The organism is Streptomyces sp. NPDC088785, from assembly GCF_044750685.1.
In the GTDB taxonomy this organism is placed as follows: Bacteria; Actinomycetota; Actinomycetes; order Streptomycetales; family Streptomycetaceae; genus Streptomyces.
This window is the reverse complement of sequence record NZ_JBIVKH010000003.1, coordinates 461,507-476,263: the sequence shown is the minus strand read 5'-3', so window position 1 is coordinate 476,263 and position 14,757 is coordinate 461,507. Positions and strand designations below refer to the sequence as shown.

At 74.3% G+C, this 14,757-nt stretch carries 13 protein-coding genes; 5 read left to right on the top strand and 8 right to left on the bottom strand.

The features are described 5' to 3' along the window. Positions 1 to 32 precede the first annotated feature (32 nt). The 6 genes from ACIP5K_RS12775 to ACIP5K_RS12750 are packed head-to-tail and all read right to left on the bottom strand — an operon-like array spanning position 33 to position 5,149. Entirely contained in the window at positions 33 to 1,058 is a 1,026-nt protein-coding gene (locus ACIP5K_RS12775; RefSeq protein ID WP_401408415.1) for an LCP family protein, read from the bottom strand. Next, positions 1,045 to 1,701 (bottom strand): glycosyltransferase family 4 protein, encoded by a 657-nt coding sequence (locus tag ACIP5K_RS12770; protein ID WP_401408413.1) that lies wholly within the window; start codon positions 1,699 to 1,701, stop codon positions 1,045 to 1,047. Before ACIP5K_RS12770 ends, ACIP5K_RS12775 begins: the two co-directional genes overlap by 14 nt. Beyond that, positions 1,698 to 2,651: a glycosyltransferase gene (locus tag ACIP5K_RS12765; RefSeq protein WP_401408411.1), complete on the bottom strand. Its 954-nt coding sequence runs from the start codon at positions 2,649 to 2,651 to the stop codon at positions 1,698 to 1,700. Before ACIP5K_RS12765 ends, ACIP5K_RS12770 begins: the two co-directional genes overlap by 4 nt. After that, the gene (locus tag ACIP5K_RS12760) at positions 2,648 to 3,052 is read right to left on the bottom strand and encodes a hypothetical protein (RefSeq protein ID WP_401408409.1); all 405 of its coding nucleotides are present in this window, start codon (positions 3,050 to 3,052) and stop codon (positions 2,648 to 2,650) included. Before ACIP5K_RS12760 ends, ACIP5K_RS12765 begins: the two co-directional genes overlap by 4 nt. Continuing rightward, positions 3,046 to 4,107, bottom strand: a complete 1,062-nt coding sequence (locus tag ACIP5K_RS12755; protein ID WP_401408407.1) for an undecaprenyl/decaprenyl-phosphate alpha-N-acetylglucosaminyl 1-phosphate transferase — start codon at positions 4,105 to 4,107, stop codon at positions 3,046 to 3,048. Before ACIP5K_RS12755 ends, ACIP5K_RS12760 begins: the two co-directional genes overlap by 7 nt. A gap of 1 nt (position 4,108) precedes the next feature. After that, positions 4,109 to 5,149: an NAD-dependent epimerase/dehydratase family protein gene (locus ACIP5K_RS12750; RefSeq protein ID WP_401408405.1), complete on the bottom strand. Its 1,041-nt coding sequence runs from the start codon at positions 5,147 to 5,149 to the stop codon at positions 4,109 to 4,111. Between the two features lie 305 nt (positions 5,150 to 5,454). On the opposite strand from ACIP5K_RS12750, the gene ACIP5K_RS12745 reads away from it, so the two are divergent. The 5 genes from ACIP5K_RS12745 to ACIP5K_RS12725 all read left to right on the top strand — a co-directional run bounded on the left by ACIP5K_RS12745 (position 5,455) and on the right by ACIP5K_RS12725 (position 13,516). Then, on the top strand, positions 5,455 to 7,737 hold the full coding sequence (locus ACIP5K_RS12745) for a heterodisulfide reductase-related iron-sulfur binding cluster (RefSeq protein WP_401408403.1): 2,283 nt from the start codon (positions 5,455 to 5,457) through the stop codon (positions 7,735 to 7,737). A 217-nt stretch (positions 7,738 to 7,954) separates the two neighbouring features. After that, positions 7,955 to 9,262, top strand: coding sequence for an FG-GAP repeat domain-containing protein (locus ACIP5K_RS12740; protein ID WP_401408401.1), 1,308 nt, complete (start codon positions 7,955 to 7,957; stop codon positions 9,260 to 9,262). Between the two features lie 111 nt (positions 9,263 to 9,373). Continuing rightward, a complete protein-coding gene (locus ACIP5K_RS12735) occupies positions 9,374 to 10,795 on the top strand; it encodes an FG-GAP-like repeat-containing protein (protein ID WP_401408399.1) in 1,422 nt (473 codons plus the stop codon). 201 nt (positions 10,796 to 10,996) lie between these two features. Next, entirely contained in the window at positions 10,997 to 12,520 is a 1,524-nt protein-coding gene (locus tag ACIP5K_RS12730; protein WP_401408397.1) for a VCBS repeat-containing protein, read from the top strand. Between the two features lie 57 nt (positions 12,521 to 12,577). Beyond that, positions 12,578 to 13,516, top strand: coding sequence for a Yip1 family protein (locus ACIP5K_RS12725; RefSeq protein ID WP_401408395.1), 939 nt, complete (start codon positions 12,578 to 12,580; stop codon positions 13,514 to 13,516). An 82-nt stretch (positions 13,517 to 13,598) separates the two neighbouring features. Here ACIP5K_RS12725 and ACIP5K_RS12720 read toward each other — a convergent pair whose 3' ends face one another. Both ACIP5K_RS12720 and dcd read right to left on the bottom strand, forming a co-directional pair. Further along, positions 13,599 to 14,105: a phosphoribosyltransferase gene (locus tag ACIP5K_RS12720; RefSeq protein ID WP_401408393.1), complete on the bottom strand. Its 507-nt coding sequence runs from the start codon at positions 14,103 to 14,105 to the stop codon at positions 13,599 to 13,601. Between the two features lie 11 nt (positions 14,106 to 14,116). After that, entirely contained in the window at positions 14,117 to 14,692 is a 576-nt protein-coding gene (dcd, locus tag ACIP5K_RS12715; protein WP_111662908.1) for a dCTP deaminase, read from the bottom strand. Positions 14,693 to 14,757: the final 65 nt, after the last annotated feature.

Genomic DNA, 14,757 nt, shown 5'->3' with positions numbered 1-14,757 from the left:
AACCCCTCTGAGCTGCGGGTTCAGTACCCCGGTCAGAGTTCGTCATTCTCCGGGTCATAGGCGTTGTAGAGGTGGGCGGGCAGCTCCCTGTCCTCCCGCAGCGCCGCGAAGAGCGCCTCCGACTGGTCCTCGACCGGCATGTAGCGGCCCCAGTAGTCCGGGTGCTCCACGCTCGGCACGGTGACGATCGCGGTCCGCGACGCGGGCACCTGGCCGGCCGCCTCCGCCAGCCCGTACAGCTCGCCCAGCGAGTCGAGGCCCCGGTCCGCGGTCAGCGACGCGGTCGCCGCGTCGAGCACCGGGTACAGCCGCGAGGTGTGGTCGAGCAGCCCCGCCCGGCGCACCTGCCCGAGCAGCACCCGCACGAACTCCTTCTGCCGCTCGATGCGCTGGAGGTCGCTGCCGTCGCCGACGCCGGTCCTGCCCCGGACGAAGACCAGCGCCTGCTCGCCGCTCAGGTGGTGCCTGCCCGCGTCCAGGACGACCCGGCCGCCGGGCACCCGCATCCGCTGCGGCACCCGCACGTCGACGCCGCCCAGCGCGTCCACCACCTTCCGGAACCCGGTGAAGTCCAGGACCAGGTGGTGGTCGACGCGCACGCCCGTCAGGTCCTCGAAGGTGCGGATCGCGCAGGCCGCGCCGCCCCGCTCGAAGGCCCAGTTGAACTGCGCGTACTCGGGCTCGCTGCGCTCCCCGTCGGGCAGCCGGCAGTCCGGGATGTCGACCATCAGGTCGCGCGGCACGCTCACCATCGCGGCCCGCTTCCGGTCGGCCGACACGTGCAGCAGGATCGTGGTGTCCGAGCGCTGGCTGTCCTTCGTGGCCTCGATGTCCGAGCCCATGATCAGGATGTTCTGGGCGCCCGCGCGCAGGGCGGCGGGGCGCCGGTGGTGGTCGGCGTGCAGGGCCTGGTCGGTGGCCTCGTCGGTGCGGATGTTGCCGTCGAGCCGGGCGTACGCCCAGGCGCCCGCGCCCGCCGCCGTCGTCAGCAGCAGGACGACGCCGAGCAGCGTGCGGCGCACCCAGCGCCGGGCCGGGAGGAGATCACGGAATGCCATGCACCAGGTCTTCCACGCCGTGCGCCGTGCGAGCCGTCCTCCCCTCGACCGTGTACCGCTGCGCGGCGGCCCGGCAGGCCCGCCGCAGGCACGCCAACTTCCGGGGCCGGGTGAGGAGTTCGGCGACGGCCGAGCCGTAGGCGGCGGGGTCGTCGGGCGCGACGACGACATTGCGGCCGTCCTCCAGACAGCCGAACCCCGGGCCGTGGCCCGTCCGGTCCGTGACCACCAGCGGGGTGCGCAGCGCGAACGACTCGGCCGCGAGCCCGCCCACCGCGCCGGGCGCGAGCAGCACCTCGGCCACGGCCCCGAGCAGCGCCCGGTCCTCCCGTACGGGCCCCGCGAGACCGTCCCCCGCCTCCCCCACGCCCCCCGCGCACACCACGTGCGGCCCGTGCCCGCCGACCGCCGCCCGCAGCGGACCGTCCCCGGTGACCAGCAGCCGGAATCCGGGCAGCAGGGCGGCGGTGCGGTCGGCGGCGGCCAGCAGGAACGGCAGCCGGGCGGCGGCGTCGGGCCCGCCCGGGTACAGCGCGGTGAGCCCGGCGCGCAGCCCGTACCGGGTCCGGGCCCGGCGCACCTCCGGCTCGGTGACCCGGTCCCGGGCGGCCGCGAGGGCGCGGGTGCGGTCCGGCGGCGTCATCGGCGCTCCCCCGATCGGTGCTCCGCCGAGCGGTGTTCCGCGCGCACGGCCGCGTACAGGCGCTCGGCGCGCTCGACCCAGGCCGCCTCCCCGTACCGCTTGGCGTGGACGGCGCGGCAGTGCTCGCGCAGGGTCGGGAAGACGCGGTCGGCGGCGGCGAGGGCGGCGGGCAGCGGGGCGTCCGGCGCGGTGACGGTGCCGGTGCCCTCGGCGCGGACCGCGCGCGGCAGGGCCGAGCCCTCGAAGGCGAGCACGGGCAGCCCCGCCGCCAGCGCCTCCAGGTAGACCAGCGGGACGGCGCCCTCGTGCCAGCGGCTGGGGAAGACCAGGCCCAGGTACCCGGTCAGCGAGCGGCGCAGCGCGTCCCGCCCGCCCACGCCGAGGAACCGGACGGAGGGGGGCGCGGCGGCCCGGCACTCGCGCTCCAGCGGGCCCGTGCCCACCACGTCGAGGCGGCGGCGGGCGGGCCAGCGGCGCAGCAGGTCCAGGACGCCCCGCTCCACGGCGAGCCGCCCCACGCACACCCACGCCGTGCGCTGCGCGGGGCCGGGGTCGGGCACCGGGGGGACGTGGTCGGGGATCAGCGCCAGCCGCTCCGGCGGCATCCCGGCGGCGAGCCAGCCGTCCCGGCTCGGCTCGGACAGCACCACGGCCCGGTCGGCGCGGCGCAGCAGCGGGTCCCGGCGCGGCGGCCGGTGCCGGTGCAGGGTCACCACCAGCGGTCCGGGCCAGGCGGCGGCGCGGGCCCGGTCGGCGGCCGGGGACAGCTGGTGGACGTGCACGACGTCCGGCGCGAACGCCCGCAGCTCCCGCGGCGCCCCGGCCCCGCCGGTGACCAGGCGCACCGCGTGCCCGGCGCGGGTCAGGGCGGCGGCCTGGTCGCGGACGGCGTCGTTCTCGCCGCCGGGCACGGACGCGCCGGAGAAGTCGTGGACGAGCGCGATCCTCACGCGCCGGCCGTCCCGGACCGTACGAGCGTCAGGTCGTCGCCGAACGCGCCGGCGCCCGCGACGGCCTCGGGCAGCTCGGGCCGGTGCCCGACGTGCAGCAGGACCCGCTCGCCGGGCGCGACGACCTCGTCCCACATGCCGTCGAGCCGCCGGATCCAGGCGCTGTCCCGGTCGCCGAGCGCGTACGGCAGCACCTGCCAGGCGGTGTCGCGGGCGGCGGCCCTGCGCACTCCGGCGCGGTCCCCGGCGAACGGTTCGAAGGACACGATCCGGCCCCGGTAGCCCGCCCGGCGCAGCGCGCGCCCGAAGGCCCCGTCGGGCGCGCCCGACTCCAGCACCAGGTCGATCTCGTGGCTGGCGAGTTGGCGCACCAGACGGCGCGCCCGGCCGAAGCTCAGCATCTCTCTGCTCCCTTGCGTCCCATGGCTCCCCCGCTTCCCCCCAGGTCCCAGGCCACCCCGGGCCCCGGCCGCCGTGCCCGCGCGTAGACCGGCACCCGCAGCAGCAGCACCACCGCGACGGCCGCCGCCGCGACCGGCCACCACGCCACGGCCGCGCCGAGGACGCCGCGGTGCAGCAGCACCCCGGTCGCCGTGGCGAGCGCCGTGGCCGCGCCGAGCACGACGGCGACGCCGCGCGCGGTCAGGCCCAGGCGGCGCAGCCGGTGGGCGATGTGGTCGCTCCCGCCGCGCAGCAGAGCGCGGCCCGCGCGGCGGCGGGAGACCACGACGAGCACGGTGTCGGTGGTGGCCACCGCGGTGAGCGCGAACAGGGCGGCGGGCGCGGCGGACGCCCCGGGCCCGGCGGGCACCACCAGCGCGGCGCCCGCCACGAGGAACCCGGTGGCCAGGGCGCCGCCGTCGCCGAGGACCACGCGCGCGGGGTGCCAGTTGTGCATCAGGAACCCGGTGAGCGAGGCGGCGACCACCGCGAGGACGACGGCCGTCGAGGCGTCCCCGGCGGCGCCCGCGGCCCCGCACAGCCCGAGCGCGGTGACCACGCCGACCGTGCCGGCCGCCCCGTCGGAGTTGTCCAGCAGCTGGAAGGCGTTGGTCACGAAGACGATCCACAGCACGGCCAGCGCGCCGGTGACCAGGCCGAGCGGGGTGCCGTGCACGACGAGGGTGGCCGCGCCGGCCTGCACGATCACCCGGGCCCGCGCGCCCATCGGCCGCAGGTCGTGCAGCAGGCCGAGGAGGGCGACGGCGCCCGCGGCGAGCAGCAGCGTCCCGGTGCCGGGGCCGAGCGGGGCGAGCCCGGTGGCGGCGCCGACGGCCGCGACGGCGCCGGTGGCGAGGGCGACGGCGGCCCCGCCGACGCGCGGCGCGGGCCGGGCCCGGCCCGCGCGGGCGGCTCTGGCGGGCCGGGCCGTGCGCAGGGCGAGGGTGCGCAGCGCCGCGGCGAGGGCGGCGGTGAGCAGCAGCGCGGTCGCGGCGGCGGCCGCTCCGTACAGCACGTCAGGCCCGGGCCGGTGCGGCGGGCGGGACGTGCGCGGGGGCGGCGGGGCCGGGGAGGGCGCCGCCCGCGTCGAGCAGCGCGGCGTCCACGATGTCGACGAGGCCGCGGCGCGGCTCCCAGCCGGTCAGCCCGCGCAGTCTGCGGGTGTCGGGGACGCGCCGGGCCGGTTCGTCGAAGCCGCTCGCCGCGCCGCCGTACACCTCCTCGTACGGGAGAAACCGCAGCGGCGACGGGGAGCCCGCGCGCTCGACGACGATGCCCGCGAGGTCGCCGATGGTGGTCTCCTCGGTGCTGCCGACGTTGAGGACCTCGCCGTTCGCGCCGGGGTGGACGAGCAGGGCGAGCAGTGCGTCGACGACGTCCGCGACGTGCGCGAAGCAGCGGCGCTGGGTGCCGTCGCCGTGCACGGTGAGCGGCTGCCCGGCGACGGCCTGCGCGGCGAGCCGGGGGACGACGGCGCCCCCGGCGGGCGACTGGCGCGGGCCGGCCGTGGTGAACAGCCGGGCCACCGTCACCGGCAGGCCGTACTCGCGGTGGTGGCCGAGCGCGTACAGCTCGTCGACGGCCTTCGCCGTGGGGTACGCCCAGCGGGCGACGGTGGTCGGGCCGAGCACCCGGTTGGCGGTCTCGGCGACCGGGTCCGCGCCGTTCTTGCCGTAGACCTCGCCGGTGGAGGCGAGCAGCAGCGGGCGGTGGTGGCGGTGGGCGGCGGTGACGACGTGCTCGGTGCCGCGCACGGTCGCCGTGAAGGAGCGCAGCGGCTGTTCGGCCGCGCGCCGGACCCCGCCCGCCGCGGCCAGGTGGGTCACCCGGTCGCAGCGGGCGGTGAGTTCGTCGACCAGGCGGGCGTCGAGGACGGAGCCGCGCACGAAGCGCAGCCGCGGGTTCGGCCAGGCGACGGCGAGGTTGGCGCGGTCCCCGGTGGACAGGTCGTCCAGGACGACGACCGTGTGGCCCTGGGCGAGCATCGCGTCCGTCAGGTGCGAGCCGATGAAGCCCGCGCCGCCGGTGACCAGATGTGTCAGAGGTGCGGTCGTCATGGGCCCCTCGGTGGGTTGCGGGTGCGGTGTCGGGGTGACAACGGTGGGTCGCGCCCACCCGGAGCCCTACATAAGTTATTCCGTTATGTCCAAATATGGGGCGAATAACACGATCAGCTTTGGTCCGGACGCGGGCGGCGCGTGAGGGGACCCTCAGCGACGCAGATCACCACCGGGCCGACTACATTGCGAGGGCGTAAGTGGGTACCCTCGGACAGACTGCATAAGTTACCGCTTAGTAATCAGCTTCGTTCCGAGTACGTGTCCCGAGAAGACTCCCCTCGCAGGCCCGAGGAGCCCCCAAAATGCAACTCGCCGCGATCATCGTGTCGCTGGCCCTGATCGTGGTCGGCACGGCCCTGTTCGTCCGGGCCATCGCCCAGATCTACCGCTTCATGCGGCTCGGCCAGAACGTCCCCGCAGGCACCCGCACCGACGAACCCGTCCAGCGCACCGTGACCGTGGCCAAGGAGTTCCTCGGCCACACCCGGATGAACCGCTGGGGCATCATCGGTGTCGCGCACTGGTTCGTGGCGGTGGGCTTCTTCTCGCTGCTGCTGACGATCGTCAACGCCATCGGCCAGCTCTTCCAGGCCGACTGGCTGCTGCCGATCATCGGCGAGTGGGCGCCGTACAACGTGTTCGTCGAGTTCATCGGCACCATGACCGTGCTCGGCATCGTCGTCCTCATCGTGATCCGCCAGCTGAGCCGGCCGGACAGGCCGGGCCGCAAGTCCCGCTTCGCCGGCTCGAACTTCGGCCAGGCGTACTTCGTCGAGGGCGTCATCCTCATCGTCGGCGTCTGCATCTTCATGCTGCACGCCCTCGAAGGCGCCCAGCACCACGTCGACAGCTACGAGGCGTCGTTCTTCATCTCGTACCCCGTCGTGCACGCGCTCGCGGGCCTGGACGTCTCCACCCTCCAGACCCTCACGTACTTCTTCGCCGGCCTGAAGATCGCGACCTCCTTCATCTGGATGATCACGGTCGCCCTGAAGACCGACATGGGCGTCGCCTGGCACCGCTTCCTCGCCTTCCCCAACATCTGGTTCAAGCGCAGGGCCGACGGCGGGACCTCGCTCGGCGGGCTGCTGCCGATGACCTCCAAGGGCGAGCCGATCGACTTCGAGGACCCGGGCGAGGACGACGTCTACGGCGTCTCGCAGATCGAGCACTTCTCCTGGAAGGGCCTGCTCGACTTCTCCACCTGCACCGAGTGCGGCCGCTGCCAGTCGCAGTGCCCCGCCTGGAACACCGGCAAGCCGCTCTCCCCGAAGCTGCTGATCATGTCGCTGCGCGACCACGCGCACGCCAAGGCCCCCTACCTGCTCGCCGGCGGCGGCAGGTCCATGGAGGGCGAGGAGCAGGCCACCGAGGAGCAGCTCAAGGACGTGCCCGCCGAGGCGCTGGCCGAGGCCGAGCGCCCGCTGATCGGCACCGCCGAGGAGAACGGCGTCATCGACCCGGACGTCCTGTGGTCCTGCACCACCTGCGGCGCCTGCGTCGAACAGTGCCCGGTCGACATCGAGCACATCGACCACATCGTCGACATGCGCCGCTACCAGGTGATGATCGAGTCCGCGTTCCCGTCCGAGGCGGGCACGATGCTCAAGAACCTGGAGAAGAAGGGCAACCCCTGGGGCCTGGCGAAGAAGCAGCGCCTGGAGTGGCTCAAGGAGCTGGACTTCGAGGTCCCGGTCGTCGGCCAGGACATCGAGGACCTCACCGAGGTCGAGTACCTGTACTGGGTCGGCTGCGCCGGCGCCCTGGAGGACCGCGCGAAGAAGACCACCAAGGCCTTCGCCGAACTCCTGCACATCGCGGGCGTCAAGTTCGCGATCATGGGCGGCGACGAGAAGTGCACCGGCGACTCCGCCCGCCGCCTCGGCAACGAGCCGCTGTTCCAGCAGCTGGGCCAGGAGAACGTCATGGCGCTGAACATGGCGTTCGGCGAGGAGTACGACGACGACGGCAAGGTCACCGAGGACTCCAGGAAGCCGCGCACGGCCAAGAAGATCGTCGCGACCTGCCCGCACTGCCTCAACACGATCGGCAACGAATACCCGCAGATCGGCGGCGACTACGAGGTCGTCCACCACACGCAGCTGCTCCAGCACCTCGTCGACGAGGGCAAGCTGGTGCCGGTCACCCCGGTCGAGGGCATCATCACGTACCACGACCCGTGCTACCTGGGCCGCCACAACAAGATCTACACGCCGCCGCGCGAGATCATCGGCAAGGTCCCGGGCCTGCGCAACGAGGAGATGCACCGCCACAAGGAGCGCGGCTTCTGCTGCGGCGCCGGCGGCGCGCGGATGTGGATGGAGGAGCGGATCGGCAAGCGCATCAACAACGAGCGCGTCGACGAAGCCCTCTCCCTCGATCCCGACATCGTCTCCACCGCCTGCCCGTTCTGCCTCGTCATGCTGACCGACTCGGTCAACGGCAAGAAGAACGACGGCAAGGCCAAGGAGTCCGTCCAGGTCGTGGACGTCGCCCAGCTCCTGCTCGACTCCGTCAGGACCCCCGCCGACCCGGCGGGCGAGCCGGAGACCGAGGACGCGCCGGAGCCGGAACCCGTGAAGTAGCCCCACCCCGCGCCACCAGGAGGGCACCCCGCACGAGCGGGGTGCCCTCCCGCCGTTCGCACGGCCCCGCCAGCCGCTCGCCCGCCCCGCACCGACCCGCGCAGCCCCGCACCGGCCCGGACGTGACGAACGCGGCACCCCGCACCCCTTAACGGCGCACCCGGCGGGCGCGATGATGTGCGGGTTGTGCACTCATGAGGCGAGCGGGGTCGTTGCGATGACAGGCAGCAGGAGCGACGGCACCAGCGGCCCGGGACACCCCGGGCCCCGGCCCCGCCCCCGGCGCACCGCCGTGGCGGCCTCGGCCACCGGCGCCGCCCTCCTCCTCGCCGCGCTGGCCGGCTGCGGCGGCGGCCCGGCCACTGCCCCGGCGAGCGGCCACCCCACCGCGCTGACCGGCAAGGACGCCCGGACCGCCGTCCGGCCGGTGCCGCGCGGCACCGGATCGCGGACCGCCTCCGACTTCAACGGGGACGGCGCCCCCGACCTCGTACTGGACGACCTGGCGCACGACGGGCTCGGCGACGACGCCGGCATCGGCATCGTCTACGGCAGGAAGGGGCACGGCCTGACCCCGTCCGTACGGCAGTTGCTGACCCCGGCGCGGTACGCGGCACCGACGAAGGGCCGGACACCGGCGGCGTTCGCCTCCGAGGCGGGCTGCGACCTGGACGCCGACGGCTTCACCGATCTCGTCGTCTCCACCGACCCGCCCTACGACGGCCGGGGCCGCCCGCCCGTCCCCCTCCAGATCCTCTTCGGCTCGCCCCGCGGCATCGCCGGCAAGGGCGTGAAGGTCGCGATCCCCGCCGCGGCCCGGCTCGGCAACGACTGGCCCGACCAGCCGGTGTGCGGCGACTTCGACGGCGACGGCCGCGCCGACCTCGTGGTGCACGCCAGCAACGGCTCGCTGTCGTTCCTGCCGGGCCCGTTCACCCGGTCCGGCGCCCCCCGCGGCACGGCCCGGCTCGTGCCCTCCTCCGGCGACGTCCCCACCGGCCCCGCCGCCGACGTGAACGGCGACGGCACCGACGACGTCCTGGTCCGCGCGCACGGCGGCGCCGCCCGCTCGACCGTCGCCCTGGGCGGCCCCACCGGCCCCCGCACGGCAGGGGCGAGCCACCCGACGGGCACCGACGTGGCGTTCGGCCGGTTCGGCACGGCCGTCCTGACCGGCGACGGCGTCCTGCTCAAGGGCGGCCGCACGGTCGCCGTCACCGGCACCGCGCTCGACACCGGCGACCTCGACGGCGACGGCAGCACGGACCTGATCGTGTCCGGCGGCCCCGGACTGCGCCTGCTGGCGGCCGGTTCGCGGCCGGTGCCGGGCTCCCCGGGCGGCGGCCGGGTGCTCGCCGTCGCCGACTTCGATGGGGACGGACGGGACGACATCGCCGTCCAGCGCACCTCCGACGCCGACCCCGCCGAGGACTCCGTGGTGGTGCTCGCGGGCACCCGGTCCGCGGCGCTGCTCGCGGCGCGGCCCCGACTCTCCTTCTCCACCGCGCTGTTCACCGCACGCTGACCGCCGCACAACTTTTCGTCCACCTCACGGGTCACCTGGGTGACATCGGCGTCGCCACCGACCATGCCGTCGGCGCCGCCGAGCGACACGACTCCCGGGGGAGAACGACCTGTGCGCCTGCGCCACCTGACCCTGACCTCCACCCTGACCTGCGCCCTGCTGGGCGGCGCGGGCGTCCCGGCCGCCGCCGCCCGGCCGGCGCCCGCGCCCCCCGTGCGGGGCGACTTCAACGGCGACGGCTACGCCGACCTCGCCGCCGGGATGCCCGACGCGAGCGCCGCGGGCCGCACCGGCGCGGGCCGGGTGAGCGTCGTCTGGGGCGGACCCCGCGGCCTCGGCGCGCACGGCTCGGCCGACTACGGACAGGACTCCCCCGGCGTCCCCGGCACCGCCGAGACCGGCGACCACTTCGGCCACGCCGTCGCCCCCGGCGACCTGAACGGCGACGGCTACGCCGACCTCGCCGTGTCCGCCCCCGACGAGACCCTCGACACCCCCGGCGCGAGCCACCAGGGCGCCGTCTACGTCCTGTGGGGCTCGGCCCGGGGCCTCACCTCCGGCACCACCACCGCGAAGGGCTCGCACGACGACGCCCGCATCGGCGGGCTCCTCGACACCGGCGACTACGACCACGACGGCCACGGCGACCTCGTCCTCGACACCACCGGCGACGAGACCTCCGGGATCCTGCTGCGCCGCGGACCGCAGACCGCCGCCGCCACCCCGGCCACCGTCCGCGGCTGGCACTTCTCCCGGCCCGCCGCGCTGACCACCGCCGACTTCGACGGCGACGGCCGCGACGATCTGGCCGTCACCTACGGCGGCTCCGAGGACCAGGGCACCTTCGTGGCGTCGCTCGCGGCGGGCGCCTGGACGACCTCCTGGTCCACCGGCGACCACGGCTCCGCGCTCGCGGCCGGCGACTTCGACGGGGACCGCCGCACGGACCTGGCCATCGGCCTGGTCGTGCCCAACTCCGAGACGGAGCGGACGGACTGCCCGAAGGACCGCACCGGCGGCGCCGTCGCCGTCGTCACCGGCGCCCCCGGCACCGTCCTCGGCGGCGCCGCCGACTGCACCACCCAGGACACCCCGGGCGTCGGCGGCGCCGCCGAGCCCGAGGACGACTTCGGCGCCGCCCTCGCCACCGTCCACGGCACCGGCCGCGACAGCCTCCTCGTCGGCGTCCCGCACGAGGCGGTCGGCACCCGGCGGGCGGCGGGGGCCTACGCCCTGCTCGGCACGGCCCCCGGCTCCCCGCTCCTGACCGGCGCGCCGGCCACGCAGAACACGGCCCGGGTCGCCGGGACCGCGGAGACCGGCGACCGCTTCGGCACCGCCGTCGCGGCGGCCGACTTCGACGGCGACGGGCACGCGGACGCCGCCATCGGCACCCCCGGCGAGAACGGCGCCACCGGCGGCGTCTGGTACCGGCCCGCGGCGCAGCCGCCGTTCCCGGACACGGTCGCCGTGACCCCGGCGAGGCTGGGCCTGACGGGTGCGGTCCGGCACGGGGCGGTCCTGGGCCGCTGACCTCCGCCCGCCGGTCGCCCGCGACATCGCGAGATCCTCACCCGTCCCGTACAACCCTTGCACCCCCCAACGAGTCTTCCTTGCGCCGACCGGCAGGTCATGCACGGGACAAGTCCTGGCAAACACCCGCCGAACGGCACTCCGTACGCCCTTTGTCGCGGGATGCCGGCCAGGCATCCCCTTCCCGCAGGAGCACTCGCGATGTCGAGCACCGCCAAGCACAAGCGCACCCCCGCCCCGTCCCCCACCCGCCTCCGCATCGCCACGGCGACGGCCGTCGCGGCGACGCTGACGGGCGGGCTGCTCGCCGCGTCCGCGGGGTCGGCGGGCGCCGCCGACTCCGTCCACCACCAGCAGCCGGACTTCAACGGCGACGGCTACGGCGACCTGGCGGTCTCCGCGGGCAGCGCCACCGTGGCCGGGTACAAGGAAGCCGGCCAGATCGTGGCCCTGTACGGGTCGGCGAGCGGCATCACCTCCGCCAAGCGCTCCACGATCAGCCAGAACACGGCGGGCGTGCCCGGCTCCGCCGAGGCGTACGACCACTTCGGGTGGAGCAGCGCCTACGGCGACTTCAACCACGACGGCTACGACGACCTCGCCGTCGCCGCCTCCTACGAGAAGGTCGGCACCGACGTCGACGGGGGCACCGTCGCCCTCCTGTGGGGCTCGCCGAGCGGCCTCAGCGGCGGCACCACGATCCCCGACCCGGCCGTCTCCGGGCACGACCGCTGGGGCCAGGCCATGGCCGCGGGCGACTTCAACGGCGACGGCAAGGACGACCTGGCCATCGGCTCGTCCGCCGCCACCCTGTACGTCTACAAGGGCAGCACGACCAAGTCCGCCTCCCTGGGCGGCCACTACACCGTCAAGGCGAACATCATCAGTGGCAGCGGCGCGGGCCCGCTCAGCCTCTTCGCGGGCGATGTGAACGGCGACCGCAGGACCGACCTCGTCGCCAACGGCTACGAGACCACCAGCGCCGACGGCTGGAACACCAACTACTACCTGCCCGGCTCCGCGTCCGGCCTGACCACGAGCGGCGCCAAGAAGCTCAAGCGCGGCGTGATCACCGGTATCGGCGACGTCAACGGCGACGGCTTCGGCGACATCGTCACCGGCCAGGACTGGGACCCGAACCTGAAGGACGCCGACGGCAACGTCTACACCGTCCCGGAGTCCGTCACCGGCGGCCAGATCCACGTCACGTACGGCTCCGCGTCCGGCCCGGCCGCCGTCACCAACATCACGCAGAACAGCGGCAACGTGCCCGGCAGTTCGGAGCGCGGCGACGCGTTCGGCAGCGAGCTGGCCCTCGGCGACATCAACGGCGACTCCTTCGCCGACGTCGTCGTCAGCGCCCCCGGCGAGAAGCTCGGCTCGGCCGTCCACACCGGTGCCGTCACCGTCCTGTACGGCTCCGCGAACGGCCTGAACACCACGTCGGGCACGCAGTTCTTCGCCCAGTCCACGGCGGGTGTGCCCGGCAGCGACGAGAAGAACGACCTGTTCGGCGGCGAGGTGAAGCTCACCGACGCCAACAAGGACGGCAAGGCGGACCTGGTCGTCGGCGCCCCCGGCGAGAACGACTACAACGGCGCGCTCACCTACCTCCCGTCGAACGGCACGAAGATCACCACGACGGGCGCCCGCTCCCTCTCGGCCTCCTCGGTCGCCGTGAGCACCGCGGGCTACCCGCAGTTCGGCGCGAACGCCGCCAACTGACCCCACCCGCGGGCGCACCGGCGCCCGCGGGAGTGCCTCAGGGACGTCCCGTAGGGGATGTCACAGCTCAGCCGCAATGCCGGGCCCGATCCCCCGGGCCCGGCATCGCACCCCGCAAAACCAGGTACGTTCGACTACGTGGCTGGATTCAGGAACGGACGCGGCCGGGACAACCGCGAAGCGCCCCAGGGCCCCCCGCAGCACTACGGCGGCGGCGGTGGTCAGCAGCAGTGGCCGCAGGGCGGCGGCAACCACGGCGGCAACCACGGCGGCGGCTACGGCGAGCCCGAGTACTTCGGCGACCCGCGGTACGCGCCCCACCCGCAGCAGGGCGGCGGCCACGACCCGTACGCGGCCAACAACCCGGGCCACACCCAGGCGTTCTCCGTGAACGAGGACCCGTACGGCCAGGGCTCCACCTATCAGGCGGGCGCGGCCGCCGCGGGCCCCGTCGGCCCCCGCCTGCACTGGAAGGACCTCCTCACCGGGGTCGTCTTCCGCCCCGCGCCGACCTACCTGCGGATGCGCGACTACGCGATGTGGGGCCCCGCGCTCCTCGTCACGTTCCTCTACGGCCTGCTCGCCATCTTCGGCTTCGACGGCGCCCGCGAGGACGTGATCAACGCCACGCTCTCGTCGGCGATCCCGTACGTCCTGACCACGGGCGTCGCGGTCACGATCTCGTTCTTCATCCTCGGCGTGGTCACCCACACCCTGGCCCGCCAGCTCGGCGGCGACGGCGCCTGGCAGCCCACGGTCGGCCTGTCCATGCTGATCGCCTGCCTCACGGACACCCCGCGCCTGCTGGTCGGCATGTTCCTCGGCGGCAACGAGATGTTCGTCCAGCTCCTCGGCTGGGCGACCTGGGTGGCCGCCGGCGCGCTGCTCACCACGATGGTCTCCCGGTCCCACGACCTGCCGTGGCCGAAGGCGCTGGCCGCCTCGGCGATCCAGCTGGTCGCGCTGCTGTCGATCATCAAGCTGGGCACGTTCTAGCGCCCGGCCGCACCGGCACGCGAAGGGGCCCGGCACCGTTCGAACGGTGCCGGGCCCCTCGTCGCTGCTCACCCGCCGTGCCTCAGGCGTCGAGCACCTGACCGTCGCGCTTCACCACGGGCGGCTCGACGCTCCACGGGAAGTTGATCCAGTCGTCGGTCCGCTTCCACACGTACTCGCACTTCACGAGCGAGTGGGACTTCTCATAGACGACGGCCGACCGCACCTCGGCGACCGCGTCCAGGCAGAAGTCGTACACCAGCTTCAGCGTCTTGCCGGTGTCGGCGACGTCGTCGGTGATCAGGACCTTCTTGTTGGAGAAGTCGATGGCGTTCGGCACCGGCGCCAGCATCACCGGCATCTCCAGCGTCTCGCCGACGCCGGTGTAGAACTCGACGTTGACCAGGTTCAGGTTCTTGACGTCCAGCGCGTACCCGAGGCCGCCCGCGACGAAGACGCCGCCGCGCGCAATGCTCAGGATGATGTCGGGCTCGTAGCCGTCGTCGGCGATGGTCTGCGCGAGCTCGCGGATCGCGACCCCGAACTTCTCGTACGTAAGGTTCTCGCGCACGGGGCTGACGTCACTCATGTCGCTGCTGCTCACACCTGGGTCCGATGGAAATTGAGGAAGGAACGCGAAGCGGTCGGGCCGCGCTGTCCCTGGTACCGCGAACCGTAGCGCTCGCTGCCGTAGGGGAACTCGGCGGGGGACGAGAGCCGGAACAGGCACAGCTGGCCGATCTTCATGCCCGGCCACAGCTTGATGGGCAGCGTGGCGAGGTTCGACAGCTCCAGCGTGACGTGCCCGCTGAACCCGGGGTCGATGAACCCGGCGGTGGAGTGCGTGACGAGCCCGAGCCGCCCGAGCGAGCTCTTGCCCTCCAGCCGCGAGGCGATGTCCTCGGGCAGCGAGATGACCTCGTAGGTGGAGGCCAGCACGAACTCGCCCGGGTGCAGGATGAACGGCTCGTCGCCCTCCGGCTCCACCAGCCGGGTCAGGTCGGCCTGCTCCACGCTCGGGTCGATGTGCGGATACTTGTGGTTCTCGAACACCCGGAAGTAGCGGTCGAGCCGCACATCGATGCTCGACGGCTGAACCATCGATTCGTCGTAGGGATCGATCCGAACCCGTCCGGAGTCGATCTCGGCCCGGATGTCCTTGTCTGAGAGAAGCACGCACCGAGGATACGCAGAGCGCGCGGGCCCGCCACAATCGGCGGACCCGCGCGCTCCGGGCCGTC